A 14404-nucleotide genomic window follows, 5' to 3' on the forward strand; every position below is an offset into this window, starting at 1 on the left:
GTTACGGGCGGCGCATCTGCCGGATGTTCACCGGGCTTTTCGGCGGTAAATCGCAATCATTCGGACACCGCAATGACACCGTGTGTGTTGCGGGATCCTGTGTGGATTCTGCTGGGTTTAGGCAGGGTTCTAGGCTGGCTGCGGCGTCATGCGTAGGACGAGACGCATGGCTGGTTCTGCGAGCCGTGCCGCAACTGGACCAAGGACGGCCATGAGCAGCACGTAGGCCGTTGCCAGTGCAGCAAGCTCGTCTGTGATGGCTCCGGACGCCACGGCAAGGCCGGCAATGACGATGGAGAACTCGCCGCGGGCGATCAGCGCTGCACCTGCGCGCGCACGGCCCAACTTGCCGACACCCTGCCGTTTCGCCGCCCACCAGCCGGTTGCCACTTTGGTTGCAGCCGTGATGGCGGCCAGGAGCAACGCGTAGCCGAGCACCGGAGGAATGGTCGCGGGGTCAGTATTGAGTCCAAACACCACAAAGAAGATGGCTGCGAACAGATCGCGCAGTGGTTCCAGGAGGCGGGTGGCATTGGTGGCAGTGGCCCCCGAGATCGCAATGCCGAGCAGGAAGGCGCCGACGGCGGCTGAAACCTGCATCGCCGCTGCAAAGCCCGCGACAAGCAGCGCACCGCCGATCAGCGTCAGCAGGAACACCTCGCGGTCCTTGGAGTCAACGATGGCGGAAACTGTGCGGCCGAAGCGGAGCGCGATCACCAGGACGATGGTGACCACCACCAGCGAGACGCCGACTGCCTGAAGCCCGCCGGCAAAGCTGACCCCCGCGAGCACCGTAGTGAGGATGGGAAGGTAGATGGCCATTGCGAGGTCCTCGAAGACCAGCAGTGACAGGATGACCGGGGTCTCACGGTTGCCGAGGCGTCCCAGGTCCGTCAGCACTTTGGCGATGATGCCCGACGACGAAATGTACGTCACTCCGCCGAGGACGAGAGCTCCGACACCGCCCCAGCCGAGCATGAGGGCAACAATCGCGCCGGGCAGGAAATTCAGCAGGATATCGAGGACTCCCGCCATCCATGACTGTTTCAGGCCGGTCACCAGTTCGCCGGCGGTGTACTCCAGGCCAAGCAGCAGGAGCAGGAGGATAACCCCGATCTCACTGGCGATCTCGCTGAACTCCTCCAGCCCGTCCAGCTCGACAAAACCGCCCTGCCCGAAGAACAGCCCTCCGATCAGGTAGAGCGGGATTGGCGAGAGACCGATCCGCCCGGCGAGCCTTCCGAGGATACCGAGGCCAAGGAAAACCGCTCCCAGCTCAATGAGGACCAGCGCGCTGTGATTCTCCACGGGCGGCTCAGCCGCCGCTAAGAATCTCGGCCGCGGCGTCGAGCCCTTCGGAGGTTCCAACGGCCACCAGCAAGTCGCCGGCAGCCAACGTGAAATCCGGTGTGGGCGAGGCCTGGACCTGCCCTCGCCGGAGCACCGCAACCAGCGAGACGCTGGTGCGCGTGCGCATCTTCGTGTCACCGAGTTTGCGTCCGTCATACGGGGAGTCGACATCGATGAGGAATTGCCGTGTATTGACCCCCGGCAGATCCCTGTGGTCTTCCGTCAACTGCGCCACAATCTCGTGGGATCCGAGCAGGTTGCCCAGCGCAGAGGCCTCCTCTGCGGTCAACGGAATTGAGGCCAGGCACGCGTCGGGATCATCGGCGCGGGACACGATCAACTCCGTCTCGCCGCCTCGCTGGGTGACTGTGCCGATCCGGCGGCCTGACGCCGTCACAATGTCCTTGCGCACGCCGATTCCGGGCAGCGGCGTCTCTTCAACCTTCATGGTTTTACTCTAGACCCGCCGGTGCACTCGGGATGCTCAGGGTTCCTGATTCAGCGTCCGGCGGCGAGCGCTGAGGCGAGAGACTGGCCGGCGGCGGCTCCTGCTCCAGTGCCGGTGATGAGCCCGGCCGACAGTTCGGCAATGGCCGACGACGTCTGGAACCCGTAGCCGCCCTGGCCTGCCAACCAGAAGAATCCCTCGGCTTCCGGATCGAATCCGACAACCGGGAGCCCGTCTGCCACCTGGGTCCGCAATCCTGTCCAGGCGCGCATCACGCTCCCGATTCCGAGTGTGGTCATGGAATCAAGGCGAGCGATCAGTGCGTCCAGGTCCTCGGGACGCGGCTGTGCGTCCTCCGGCACGCTCGGGACCGTCTCGGCAGGTGAGATGAGGAGGCCGTCGTCGTCCCTGCGGAAATAGAAACTGTCATCCGCCGCCGCTACCATCGGCGAATCGGGGGCGGGGACATTGTCTGCGCCGACAACCGCTGCCGTCCGTCGGTAGGGCCGCATGCCCTGCGTGGCCACACCGGAGAGGACAGCCAGTTCATCAGCCCACGCGCCGGCCGCATTGACGACGACGGCGGCGTGCACTGCCTGCGAACCGGCACCGACTTCCCAGGCCGTCCGGAGCCGCTGGACCGAGTGAACGCGCGCGCCGGTCATGATCCTGGTGCCGCCTGCCTCCGCTGCCGACCGGTGATGATCCAGCAGGACGTCCGTGTTGCAGCCGACCGCCGTGGTGTCGAGTCCGGCGGCGTTGTAACCTTGCTCCCGGGCGGCCGGCTCGATTTGCGGACAGAGCAGCACTGCTTCTTCCCATGGGAGGCGTTCCATGGCGCCGCTGGCTCTGGCAGCGACGTCGTTCTCCGAACCGATCAGCATGAAACTGCGGGGAGTGAGCACCGGCGAGGGTAGCTCATCTTCACGTTCCCGGATGAGCTGAAGCGTCCGTGCGGTGAGTTGCTGGATCGCCTCGGGCCCGTAACTGGGGATGAGCTGCCGAGCCGACCTCGAGGAGGTGTGGTACGCGAGGGAATGTTCCGCCTCGACAAGGATGATCCTCAACTGTGCCCGCTGGTCCGATGCCAGCGCGGCCGCGAGCGAGAGCCCCGCAATACCGCCGCCAACAATCACAACGTCCGCTGTCTCAGTCATTGCGCTCCTTCGTTCCGCTTCCATGGCGCTTGCACACCAGCCACAGCTACTCCAGTGCGACGCACAGGACCGAGGCGTCATCGGCCGATTCGCCGATCTCATCCTGTGTGGTCCGCAGCATCAGCATAAGCTCCTGCGCGCCCATCGGAGTCTGTACAGCCTCAAGGAAATCCGCCGGGCCGCTGACCAGCCCGAGGTCCACCGCCCGCCACGCGCCGTCGGATGCCAGCGCCACGGTATGGGCAGGCCCGAGCGTGACCAGCCGGGCGTGTTGCGCCGCTGCCGGTTCACGGCGTGCAACCCAGACCCCTTCCGGCGTGTTTCGCTCCAGCCGTGCCCGGCGCAATTCGTCACGCGATGACGGTCCGTCCAAGGCCTGCCCCACGTGTCTGACCTCCCCGTCATTGAGGGCAGCCACCACGTGGCAGTCGGCGAGGCTGAGGACCGATACGGCGCCGTCGTCGTCGGTTGTGACCAGGGAGACCGCGGCGCTCGGGAAGCGCTGGGATTCCGGTCCCACCAACTGGTGGCCGAGCTCGTCCACTTTCGCCAGCGCGGCGGCCAGAACGGCGCGGGGGTCCTGTGGTCCGGCGCATTCCGCCAGCGCCAGCCCCAGGACCTGCGCATACCAGGAAGGATTCGACGCGCCGGGAAGAGCGAGTTCGTCGAGCAGCGACGTTGCGCCGTCGATCATCCAGGCGGCGTTGGCGCGGTATCCGCATGCGTCTTCCATGACGTGGTTGTCACCCTCGGTCTGAACCCGCGAGACATGTGTGAATTTCATCGGCAAGGCCTTTCGTCGGTCAATATGTCGTCGGCGAGTACGTCCTCGAGGATGCGGATCCCCATCGTGTGGAAGGCGGGATTGTCATCGGTTGCTGCCATGGCTGCGGCGATACAGAGCGCCCAACCGCGTGCCCGCTGCCAGGTCGCGGAATCCACCGATCGTTCCCTGGTGACCGTCTCGATGAAGGTACGCCTTCCAATGCGGTCGAAGACGAGCCAGGCCACGGCGAGGTCCGTGGCGGGGTCCCCTGCCGTCAGGTCGCCGAAGTCAAGGACGCCGGCGAGCCTGCACTGCGGGTTCAGGACGAGGTTCGCTGCATGCAGGTCACCGTGCAGCCACAGCGGCGGTCCGGTCCACTCGGGCTGATCGCGCAGGACCCGCCAGAGGTGCAGGAGTTCCTCGGGCTGGTCGGCTGCGGCGATTCGCTCCTCCACAACCGCGTTCCGTGTGGACAGTGGTACTCCGCGGACGGTATTTCGTGGGGCGTCAGCCGGAGCCGGGCGGTGGAAAGCGTTCACGAACCGTGCCAGATCGGCGGCCGCTTTGGACCTGTGCGCTGCTTCGATGTCAGCCGCCACGGTTCCCTTCAGCCAGCGCGTGATGGTCCAGTACCAGGGGAAGTACGACGACGGCGTACCCGTCCGCACCGGAAGAGGCATGACCGTTGCGAGGCCCCGGCTCACTTCCGGCAGCCAACGCTGCTCGTTGCGGATGAGCTCCGCCGCCGCCTGCCGCCGCGGAAGGCGGACAGCGAGCTCGTCACCGAGCCTGAAGATCACGTTGTCCCAGCCGTTGGCCACCTCTAAGAGCGGCAACTCGGCGAAATCAGGGTGCTGGTCAGCGAGCAGGCGCATGACCAGGGCGGCGGTGACGTCCACCTCTGCTGGCGGCATTCTGGTCACGTTGTCGTCACCCCCTGCAGGAGCAACCCGGACACCGTTGAGCAATATCGCCCACCCCGTCCGGGTTACTCCCGTTCATGTCCGGTTAGCTCGCTCTCGCTGACGACCCCGGACCGCGCGAACCAACCTGTCGCTGATGCCGGCTAGCCCTCAACCCCGAGGCGTTCGAGGATGAGTTGACGAACTCGCCCGGCGTCTGCCTGGCCGCGGGTGGCCTTCATGACTCCGCCCACAATTGCTCCGACTGCCTGCAGCTTCCCGCCACGGATCTTCTCCGCGACATCGGGCTGCGCGGCAAGGGCGCCGTCAATCGCTTCGAGGAGGGCGCCGTCGTCTGACACGACCTCAAGGCCGCGCTGCGACACTACTTCGGTGGGCGTGCCTTCGCCCGCGAGGACGCCGTCGAGCACTTCGCGTGAGAGCTTGTCGTTGATCTTGCCGGCGTCGATGAGGCCCTGCAGTTCCACGATCAGCGCAGGGGTCACACCCAATTCAGCGGGTTCAACATCAGCGATCTTGGCTCGGCGGGAGATCTCACCCATCCACCATTTGCGCGCTGTTGCCGGTTTGACGCCGGCAGCGATGGTCTCCTCAATGGCGTCCATGACACCGGCGTTCACCACGTCGCGGAACTCAGCGTCCGAGTAACCCCAGTCGGCCTGGAGGCGCTTGCGGCGTGCGGCGGGAGGTTCAGGGAGCTCGCTGCGGAGCTTCTCGATCCAGGCGTCGTCGGTAACCACGGGCACCAGGTCAGGTTCCGGGAAGTAGCGGTAGTCGTCGGCATCGGACTTGGGGCGCCCCGCCGTCGTCGACCGGGTGTCCTCGTGCCAGTGGCGGGTTTCCTGCGTGATGGTGCCTCCGGCGTCGAGCACTGCGGCGTGGCGCTGGATCTCGTACCGGACAGCGTGCTCAACGGCACGCAGTGAGTTGACGTTCTTCGTCTCGGTGCGGGTGCCGAACTTCTCCTGGCCCTTGGGCTTGAGGGAGACGTTGGCATCACAGCGGACGTTGCCGCGCTCCATTTTTGCGTCGGAAACGCCGAGGTTCTTCACGATCTCGCGGATAGCTGCCACGTAGGCCTTGGCCAGTTCCGGCGCGCGCGCGCCAACGCCGACGATCGGCTTGGTGACGATTTCCACGAGGGGAACGCCGGCACGGTTGTAGTCGACCAGCGAGAATTCCGCACCCTGGATGCGTCCCGTGGCGCCGCCCATGTGGGTCAGCTTGCCGGCGTCCTCCTCCATGTGGGCGCGTTCGATCTCGATGGTGAACACGGTGCCGTCGGCGAGCTCGATGTCGATGGAGCCGTCGTAGGCGATGGGCTCGTCATACTGCGAGGTCTGGAAGTTTTTCGGAGTGTCCGGGTAGAAGTAGTTCTTCCGCGCGAAGTGGCATTTCTCGGCGATTTTGCAGCCCAGCGCCAGGCCGATCTTGATGGAGGATTCGACGGCTACCCGGTTGATGACGGGCAGAACGCCGGGAAGCCCAAGGTCAACCGGTGTGACGTTGGTGTTGGGTGTGTCTCCGAAGGCGTTCGGCGCTGAGGAGAACATCTTGGTGCGGGTGTTCAATTCAACGTGCACCTCGAACCCGAGGACTGGATCAAACTTCTCCATGGCCTCGTCGAAGGATAGAATTTCGGCGGTTGCAGTGCTCATTTACTTCACTCCAGCGATCTCGGGTGCCTGTGCCAGCAAAGGTCCGCCCCAGGTGTCTTCCAGCAGCGCTTCCAGTGCGGCGCCTGCCCGGTAGAGCCGTGCATCCTGGCGCGCGGGGGCGAGGAACTGGATGCCCACCGGCAGTCCGTCAGCCAGGCCTCCGGGTACTGAGATGCCCGGCACGCCGGCCATGTTCGCAGGGATAGTGGCGACGTCGTTCAGGTACATGGCGAGCGGATCGTCCAGCTTCTCCCCCAGCTTGAAGGCCGTGGTCGGAGCCGTGGGCGAGATAAGAACGTCTGCCTGAGTGAAGGCGGCGTCGAAGTCCCGTTGGATCAGGGTGCGGACTTTCTGTGCGGAGCCGTAATAGGCGTCGTAGTACCCGGCGCTCAGTGCGTAGGTGCCAAGGATGATGCGGCGCTTCACTTCGTCGCCGAAGCCGGCTGCGCGGGTGGCGCCCATGACGCGCTCAATGGTGGGAGCGCCGTCGGGCACGACGCGCAGACCGAAGCGGACGCCGTCGTACTTGGCAAGGTTGGATGAGGCTTCCGAAGGCATGATCAGGTAGTAGGCGCCCAGCGCGTACTTGAAATTGGGGCAGGAAACCTCGACGACGTCGGCACCCGCTTGGCGCAGCAGGTCCAGTGCTTCAGTGAAGCGTGCCTGGACGCCGTCCTGGTAACCCTCTCCCTGCAATTCCTTGATGACGCCGATGCGCAGGCCCTTGACGTCCGCGTTGCGTGCAGCCTCGGCGAGAGCGCCGACGGGATCAGTCAGCGAGGTGGAGTCGTGTGGATCGTGGCCGCCGATGACCTCGTGGAGGAGTGCGGCGTCCAGCACCGTGCGGGTGACGGGGCCGATCTGGTCGAGGGAGGACGCCATGGCGATGGCACCGTAGCGGGACACACCGCCGTAGGTCGGCTTGACGCCGACGGTTCCGGTCACGGCGCCGGGCTGGCGGATGGAACCGCCGGTGTCGGTTCCGAGCGCCAGCGGCGCTTCGAAGGCGGCGACGGCGGCCGCTGACCCGCCGCCGGAACCGCCGGGGATGCGGTCGAGGTCCCACGGGTTGCGGGTTGGACCGTAAGCGGAGTGCTCCGTGGAGGAGCCCATGGCGAATTCGTCCAGGTTGGTCTTGCCGAGGATCGGCATCTTGGCGTCGCGAAGGCGCCGGACGACAGTCGCGTCATAGGGGCTGTGCCAGCCCTCGAGGATCTTGGAGCCGGCTGTGGTTGGCTGGCCTTTGGTGACGATGAGGTCCTTGACGGCAATAGGGACGCCTGCGAGCGGATGCATCGCATCTCCAATTGACCGCTCCTTGTCCACCTCGGATGCTACGCGAAGGGCTTCATCAGTGTTGACGTGGAGGAACGCGTTGATCGCCGGATCCACTTCACCGATGCGATCGAGGTGCGCCTGGACAGCTTCCATTGCCGACACCTGGCGGGAGGAAAGCTTCTCGGCAAGCTGGGCAGCGCTGAGCCTGGTGAGATCGGTCATTTTTACTCCTCGTCCAGGATTGCGGGGACCTTGAAGCGGCCGGCTGCGTTGTCCGGGGCGCCGCTGAGGGCTTCCTCGTTGGTGAGCGTTTCACCGATGACGTCATCGCGGTAGACATTGCTCAGCGGAATGGGGTGGCTGGTTGCGGGAACGTCCTCACCGGCAACTTCGCTGACGGTCTTGATGGAGTCGACGATGACGGAGAGCTCGCCGGTCATCCGGTCCAGCTCCTCGCCGGTCATGTCGATGTGGGCAAGCCGTGCCAGATGCGCGACGTCCTCACGGGTGATCTCGGGCATGTTTCTCCAGGATCTCGAGATGGCGGGTTTCGGGTTCTAGTCTACGGGCGGGAGGTGACAGTCCTGTCCGGTTGCAGCCCAAGCCTGAAGACCCATAGCTGGATGTCTTCGTCGCGCACCCACCAGTCACGGCTTGGCACGCGTTCGAACCCCAAGGATTCGTACAGTCGGTGCGCCCGCACCATGTCGGAGCCACTGGTCAGGCTGACGGCGTCGATGCCGTCCAGGGCGCGCGCGTAGTCGATGATCCACTCGACCATCCGGCGCCCAAACCCACCACGCTGGACGGCGGGATCCACAGCGAGCATGCGGAACTCCAGCTCCCCCGCGCGTGCGATGTCGGTGTATCGCTGACCTTCGAACGTAATGGCAAAGGAACCGACGACTACGCCGCCCTCCTCCCCTACCCATACCTCGGCGTGTTCGGCCCTGTGCTCGATATCGGAGAGAATCTGCACGTAGGGGTGGTCTGGGTCGCTGAAGTAGCCGGCGTGAATGTAGGCGTCCCGGGTGATCCGGCGGACGTCGTCGTAATCTGCTGCAGTGACGCGACGGATAGTGAAGGACATAACGCAGAGCCTTGTCGTGGAGTGGGCGGATCTGAAGCGGACGGAAGATCCGCCTATCTATTGTGACGCACCCGGTTCTTATTACCGGGCTCGCCGAATGAAAGCCGAGGCGCCCTCGCCACTGAATTCATTACGGTCGATCGGGAGGGCCGAGACACGGGCAACTGCGTTATCCGTCATCCACAAACCCTTTCGTTCGAATACGCTTTCTAATAGAATTAAGTATGAGCCTGACAGCCGCACTCGACGCCCTCCCCGGCGAACGGCTGCGCGCTCTCCCCGACTTCGAATTCGATGATCCGGCCGGTTGCTCCCAACCTTCGATCAGCGAGCTGAAGCAGCTCGTGGCCGCGTACACCTCGCGTTTCGTGGCAGGGTTCGCGGGAATGGGACAGGATCAACTCGCCGAGCATTTGACCCCACACCTCGACCAACAACCCCGACGCAACCACTACTGGACACTCTGCTGAACAATCGCACCCGGCTGGACAACCAGACGGCTGTCTGCGGCTATTGCGGCCGGCTGATGCTGCCTGCGACCATGATGACGTGCAGCCTGAACCAGTCTCTCCACCGGATCTTTCAGCAGCCGCCCTCATGTGGAACGCTTATGCCGAAGCACATCCCGAAGCGGTGGCCGCCTCGCCCGGATACACGGTTGATCACTTTGGTGATTCGAAGTGGTTGGCCGACGAGCTTCTGAGCCTGGTCATTGACGGCCGGAAACGGGCGACGGCGGAAATGGTCGCTGAATTCCTGGCATGCGGTGACGAGGTACCGCGCATTGGTTCCCACTGGATCGCCTGCGATGGCGAAGGAAACCCCCGCATCATCATCCGCAGCACAGAGCTTCGTATCGGCCCTTTCACCAGCGCTGATGCGGCCTTCGCCGCCGACGAAGGCGAAGACGACGGAACCCTCGCAAGCTGGCAGCACGAACACCGGCGCTACTTCACACGGGTCAGCGCCGCTAGCGGCCGGCAATGGTCAGAGGATGACGAGATTATCTTCGAGCGCTTCGCTGTCACCTGGCCACCGGAACACGCCGACTGACTCCCGGTAGGACACGCCCGCTCCCAGCCGACTCTCAACAGCAGAGACGAAGGTTCCTAGAGAGTGAGCTTGTAGACGTGCAACGCAAAGGTATCGGACAACAGAAAGTTCCGGGCAGGAACCCTGACAAAGTCCATTGACTCGTACAACTTGTGCTGTCCATCCATGTTCGGTGCGATGGTCAGGACAACCGCCGACACGTCAGGATCCATGCGAGCCCGCTCGATCACGGCCGCCACCAGCGCGTGCCCGATCCCCTTGTGCTGTTCGCCGGGCTCAACTGCGAGCATCCGAAACTCGAGTTCACCGTCATGGGCGACATCACTGAAATCACCGCCGGCCCTCGTAACAAAAACCGATCCCACAATTTTTCCGGCCGATTCCGCAACCAGTAATGATGACCCGGAGTACCCCTCCTCAATCGCCGCCAGGATGTGGTTGTATGCGTACTCATCGTCGATGTAGCCGGCATCCGAATAGGCGGCCACAGTGATGCGTCGGATCTCTGCGAAATCGTTCCGGTCCGCCGACCTGATGTTAATGTCCATGGACGCCTCCTCTTGCGTTGGACGAGCGATGATCTGAGTGTGGCAGACCAACGAACCGCGAGCGCCGGACGAATGCAACGATCAGATTAATTTAGCCGGCAGGCGCTCTCCGGTACCGCGTTCCGTCTGGGTTGCGCACCAGAAACCCGAAGTCGACAAGCGCACGCCGAAGAGTCGGGATGTCCCCCGTAACCGTCGCTACCAATAGGTTCACTACCGGCTCATCCAGCTCCTGATCAAGCGGGAACAACCGATCGGCAAGGTGCTCCAGCACCGCCAACCGGTCCACCTGGCCCGCCGGCAATCCATCGAGTCTGCCCTCGTGAAAGAACCGGTCCACTCCACGTGGCCGCGCACCCGCCGCAGAACCTAGTACGTCCTTGAACATCCCGTCATTGACGGATCCATCGCTCAACAGCAGCCCCGATTCAACGAGCTTCGAAAACTCCCTGGACCGGGTACTGACGTCCTCACCAAGAATGGCCCGCGCATACGCATCCCGAAGAGGTTCTGAGGCCAGCGTCGAAAAGACCTTCTGCCAACTGACCGTCACGTCCTGAGCTCCAGACGTTCCGTAACATCAATAACCGACTGCGGACCGGCCACTGTGAAAGCCGAGAAGCGCTCGGCTTCATCCGGCCCGCCATCGAGGACCGAGGTAACGCCGGGCCGACGTACGGCCACGCCTGCTTCCTCGGCAATCAGCGCACCGGCCGCCCAGTCATGCTCGTTCAATCCTCGCTCGACATAGGCATCCAGCGTGCCGTCAGCCACCATGCACAAATCCAGAGCAGCCGACCCGATCCGCCGCAGATCACCGTGCCCCGCCAGCAGCTCACCCAGTTCACCCAGCTGCTGGGAACGCTGCCCGGGGTTGTAGGTGAAGCCACTCCCCACCAGCGTGCCCGGTCTGCCTTCAGCCGGACCGTGCAACTGCCGCACGGTACCCCGTTCACGTACCCACGCTCCCTGCCCGTGCGATGCCCAGTACACCCGGTCCAGCGCAGGCGCATGAACGACGCCCGCCAGCCACACGCCGTCGTTGTCCACGGCTGCTACAGACGTACCGTAGTAGACGATGTTCCGGATGAAATTGGTGGTTCCATCAAGTGGGTCTATGGACCAGCGAACGTCGGAAGATGGACCTTCAGGCACGGTGGTGCCGTACTCCTCGCCGGTGATCGCATCATGCGGGCGGGACCGCCAGATCACATCACGGACGGCCCGCTCGGCAGCCGTGTCGAAAGCCGTCACCCAGTCACTGTCCGAACTCTTGTTCTCCGCCTGAAGCTCACCCTCACCGCGCTTCCGCAACACTGCCGCACCCGCTTCAGCGGCCTGCAACGCAACGTGTAGCAGTTCTGCCGGGCTGGCACTGGTATTCATACGCTTCCCTCCTCAAGCAGCTTCCGGAAACCGTCTTCATCCAGGACCGGCAGTCCAAGCTGCTCAGCCTTATCGAGCTTGGTTCCCGCGTTCTCCCCCGCCACCACGTAACTGGTGTTCTTCGACACTGAACCCGACGCCTTGCCTCCGCGCTGAATGATGGCTTCCTTCGCTTCGTCACGGCTAAAGCCTTCAAGAGAACCGGTGACGACGACGGTGAGCCCCTCCAGCGTGCGTGGCATGGACTCATCCACCTCATCCGCCATGCGAACTCCGTCTTCTGCCCACCGGTCGACGATCTCGCAGTGCCAGTCCTCCGCGAACCATTCCTTCAGAGCTGCCGCGATGGTTGGGCCTACGCCGTCGACGTTGGCCAGTTCCTCTTCGCTGGCACCGCGGATCCGGTCCATTGAACCGAATGCAGTGGCCAGCGCCCGCGACGCCGTTGGCCCGACATGGCGGATGGACAGCGCAACCAGCACACGCCACAAAGGCTGCGATTTGGCTTTCTCCAGCTCCGCGAACAGCTTCCGTGTGTTCGCGGTTGGTTCCGAAGGCTTCTTTGCTGTTCCACGCGTATAGAAATAGGGAACGAGTTCCTGGCCGCTGACCACGCCCTTGATCTTTTTGTCCCGAAGGATTCGCACATCGGCGAGCTTTTCGGGGGTCAGCCTGAACAGGTTCGCTTCGGTGGTCAGCGGCGGTTCGTGAGGTTCAGCGGGCTGGGTGAGGGCGATCGCCGCTTCCCAGCCCAGCGCCTCAATGTCGAAGGCACCGCGGCCTGCTACGTGAAAGACCCTCTCCCGCAGCTGGGATGGACAGGACTTTGCGTTAGGACAGCGGATGTCGACGTCGCCCTCTTTTGCAGGTGCCAACGGTGTCCCGCAGGAGGGACACTCGGTAGGCATCACAAACTCGTGGGGCGGCGGATCCTGCTTCGAGCGAAGCGCCACTACCGGACCGACAATTTCCGGGATGACATCGCCGGCCTTGCGGAGCACCACGATGTCACCGATGAGCACTCCCTTGGCCTTGACGACCTCCTGGTTGTGCAGTGTGGCCATCTCCACGGTGGAGCCTGCGACCTTCACGGGAACCATCATGCCGTAGGGCGTCACGCGCCCGGTGCGGCCCACATTGACCCGGATATCCAGAAGCTTGGTGTTCACTTCCTCCGGCGGATACTTGTACGCGACAGCCCACCGCGGCACACGAGAGGTGTGTCCGAGGGCCCGCTGCAGGGCGAAGCTGTCTACTTTGACAACAATCCCGTCAATTTCATGCAGCAGATCATGACGGTGCTCGCCATAGTGCTGAATGAAGTCGAGGACCTCCTGATAGGAACCGAGCACTTTGAAGTACGGCGAGACGGGCAGCCCCCATTGCTCAAGCAAGCCGTAAGTTTCCGACTGGCTTTCGGCTTGCAGACCCTCGCGCGCACCGATCCCGTGCACATACATGTCCAGCGGCCGCTGGGCAGTGAGCGCCGGGTCCTTTTGCCTAAGTGAGCCTGCCGCCGCATTGCGGGGATTGGCGAACGGCGCCTTGCCTGCTTCAACCATGAACTCGTTGAGCTGGCTGAATTCTTTTGAGGGGAAGAACACCTCCCCCCGGATTTCCACCTCTGCCGGATGATCGGAGCCCTTGAGCCTGCGCGGAATTGTCTTGATGGTGAGGACATTGTGCGTGATGTCCTCACCGGTTGCTCCGTCACCGCGGGTTGCTGCCCGGACAAGTTCCCCGTTGCGGTAGAGAAGGTTGACTGCGAGGCCGTCAATTTTCAGCTCGGTCAGCCACGACACGCCGCCTCCCGGACGCTGCGACTCGATACTGGCCTCGGCACGCCGGACCCATGCCTCGAGCTCATCCGTGGAGAATACGTCTTCCAGGCTGTACATCCGTTGCAGATGCTGCACTGGCGAGAAGGCGGCAGACACATCCCCGCCGACCTCCTGTGTAGGGGAATCATTGGAGATCAGCTCCGGGTGCTCTGCCTCGATCTGTTCCAACCGGCGGAACAGTTCATCGAACTCTGCGTCCGAGACCAGCGGCGCATTCTCGTTGTAGTACGCGAAACGGTGACGCCGAACCTCCTCGACAAGGCTGCCGTATTCCTCCTTCAGGGAGTCATCCGGCACCTCGTCGGCGGGCAGCTCGACGTTGGGACCTGCTTCGGAATGCGCATCGGCGTGTTGGTTCACTGTGGCCACGCTTCCTATCTTGCCCCAGACCTCCGACACTTGCCCGCGTTGAAGGATGGGGTTAACGCAAACGGCCCGCAGCCGAAGCCGCGGGCCGTTCAGCCGTCCGAAAGAACCTACGCGTTGGAGGTTGCTTCCTGATCCTGGCGGTTGCGCTGTACGGTTGCGCTGACTTCCTGCAGCTGGGCTGCAATCTGGGTCAGCTGCGCGCGGTGGGTTTCCCACTCGCCGCGGAAGCGCTCGGAGTCCGGGCCAACCCAGGCTGTGTTGCCGAGCTGCTGCGTCAGCTGGTTGGCGGTCTGGTTCAGTTCTTCGGACTTCTGGCTAAGCAGCTGTGCCAGCTGTCCCATCTGCTCCGGGTTGTTACCGTGCGTAACGTTGCTCATTGTCCCCACCTTTCGTCTGTGGCGGTCCGGCATTTCCGGAACCGCCTGCCCAAGCCGGGACCTCCCTCGCGGGCTCCCCATCTGAGCGACCAACTACAACCTATCCAAGCCCCACGTGAAGTGTCGATGGGGACCGCTCCCCAAGCACCACTCCCCAAGC

The 14404-nt window shown here is 63.7% G+C and carries 16 protein-coding genes; 2 read left to right on the forward strand and 14 right to left on the reverse strand.

The window, feature by feature from the left end; translation table 11 throughout:
• Window positions 1-129: 129 nt before the first annotated feature.
• From ASH00_RS11500 to ASH00_RS11540, 9 genes are all read right to left on the reverse strand, one after another.
• Window positions 130-1308 (reverse strand): cation:proton antiporter, encoded by a 1179-nt coding sequence (locus ASH00_RS11500; RefSeq protein WP_056548607.1) that lies wholly within the window; start codon window positions 1306-1308, stop codon window positions 130-132.
• Between the two features lie 7 nt (window positions 1309-1315).
• A complete protein-coding gene (locus ASH00_RS11505) occupies window positions 1316-1798 on the reverse strand; it encodes a cation:proton antiporter regulatory subunit (RefSeq protein ID WP_056548609.1) in 483 nt (160 codons plus the stop codon).
• A 50-nt stretch (window positions 1799-1848) separates the two neighbouring features.
• Window positions 1849-2955, reverse strand: a complete 1107-nt coding sequence (locus ASH00_RS11510) for an NAD(P)/FAD-dependent oxidoreductase (protein ID WP_056548611.1) — start codon at window positions 2953-2955, stop codon at window positions 1849-1851.
• Window positions 2956-3001: 46 nt separating this feature from the next.
• A complete protein-coding gene (locus ASH00_RS11515; protein ID WP_056548613.1) occupies window positions 3002-3739 on the reverse strand; it encodes a protein phosphatase 2C domain-containing protein in 738 nt (245 codons plus the stop codon).
• On the reverse strand, window positions 3736-4635 hold the full coding sequence (locus ASH00_RS11520) for an aminoglycoside phosphotransferase family protein (protein ID WP_056549228.1): 900 nt from the start codon (window positions 4633-4635) through the stop codon (window positions 3736-3738). Before ASH00_RS11520 ends, ASH00_RS11515 begins: the two co-directional genes overlap by 4 nt.
• Before the next feature lie 152 nt (window positions 4636-4787).
• Window positions 4788-6302 (reverse strand): Asp-tRNA(Asn)/Glu-tRNA(Gln) amidotransferase subunit GatB, encoded by a 1515-nt coding sequence (gatB, locus tag ASH00_RS11525; RefSeq protein ID WP_056548615.1) that lies wholly within the window; start codon window positions 6300-6302, stop codon window positions 4788-4790.
• Complete coding sequence (gatA, locus tag ASH00_RS11530) at window positions 6303-7802, reverse strand: Asp-tRNA(Asn)/Glu-tRNA(Gln) amidotransferase subunit GatA (RefSeq protein ID WP_056548617.1); 1500 nt, start codon at window positions 7800-7802, stop codon at window positions 6303-6305.
• 2 nt (window positions 7803-7804) lie between these two features.
• Window positions 7805-8101, reverse strand: a complete 297-nt coding sequence (gene gatC, locus ASH00_RS11535) for an Asp-tRNA(Asn)/Glu-tRNA(Gln) amidotransferase subunit GatC (RefSeq protein ID WP_056548619.1) — start codon at window positions 8099-8101, stop codon at window positions 7805-7807.
• A 41-nt stretch (window positions 8102-8142) separates the two neighbouring features.
• On the reverse strand, window positions 8143-8670 hold the full coding sequence (locus ASH00_RS11540; protein WP_056548621.1) for a GNAT family N-acetyltransferase: 528 nt from the start codon (window positions 8668-8670) through the stop codon (window positions 8143-8145).
• Between the two features lie 224 nt (window positions 8671-8894).
• On the opposite strand from ASH00_RS11540, the gene ASH00_RS11545 reads away from it, so the two are divergent.
• Together ASH00_RS11545 and ASH00_RS11550 are read left to right on the forward strand one after the other, a co-directional pair.
• On the forward strand, window positions 8895-9140 hold the full coding sequence (locus tag ASH00_RS11545) for a hypothetical protein (protein WP_056548622.1): 246 nt from the start codon (window positions 8895-8897) through the stop codon (window positions 9138-9140).
• Between the two features lie 127 nt (window positions 9141-9267).
• Complete coding sequence (locus ASH00_RS11550) at window positions 9268-9723, forward strand: ASCH domain-containing protein (RefSeq protein WP_056549230.1); 456 nt, start codon at window positions 9268-9270, stop codon at window positions 9721-9723.
• 56 nt (window positions 9724-9779) lie between these two features.
• On the opposite strand, the gene ASH00_RS11555 is transcribed toward ASH00_RS11550, so the two are convergent.
• From ASH00_RS11555 to ASH00_RS11575, 5 genes are all read right to left on the reverse strand, one after another.
• Entirely contained in the window at window positions 9780-10271 is a 492-nt protein-coding gene (locus ASH00_RS11555) for a GNAT family N-acetyltransferase (RefSeq protein ID WP_056548625.1), read from the reverse strand.
• Window positions 10272-10362: 91 nt separating this feature from the next.
• The gene (locus ASH00_RS11560) at window positions 10363-10824 is read right to left on the reverse strand and encodes a DUF2087 domain-containing protein (protein ID WP_056548628.1); all 462 of its coding nucleotides are present in this window, start codon (window positions 10822-10824) and stop codon (window positions 10363-10365) included.
• Window positions 10821-11657 (reverse strand): inositol monophosphatase family protein, encoded by an 837-nt coding sequence (locus ASH00_RS11565; RefSeq protein ID WP_056548629.1) that lies wholly within the window; start codon window positions 11655-11657, stop codon window positions 10821-10823. The genes ASH00_RS11560 and ASH00_RS11565 overlap by 4 nt, the downstream gene beginning before the upstream one ends.
• Window positions 11654-13795 (reverse strand): NAD-dependent DNA ligase LigA, encoded by a 2142-nt coding sequence (gene ligA / locus ASH00_RS11570; RefSeq protein WP_442854357.1) that lies wholly within the window; start codon window positions 13793-13795, stop codon window positions 11654-11656. The genes ASH00_RS11565 and ligA overlap by 4 nt, the downstream gene beginning before the upstream one ends.
• A 179-nt stretch (window positions 13796-13974) precedes the next feature.
• Window positions 13975-14244, reverse strand: coding sequence for a WXG100 family type VII secretion target (locus ASH00_RS11575; protein ID WP_056548631.1), 270 nt, complete (start codon window positions 14242-14244; stop codon window positions 13975-13977).
• Window positions 14245-14404 lie beyond the last annotated feature (160 nt).

The sequence above is a fragment of the Arthrobacter sp. Soil782 genome, from assembly GCF_001428435.1.
Taxonomy (GTDB): domain Bacteria; phylum Actinomycetota; class Actinomycetes; order Actinomycetales; family Micrococcaceae; genus Arthrobacter_D; species Arthrobacter_D parietis.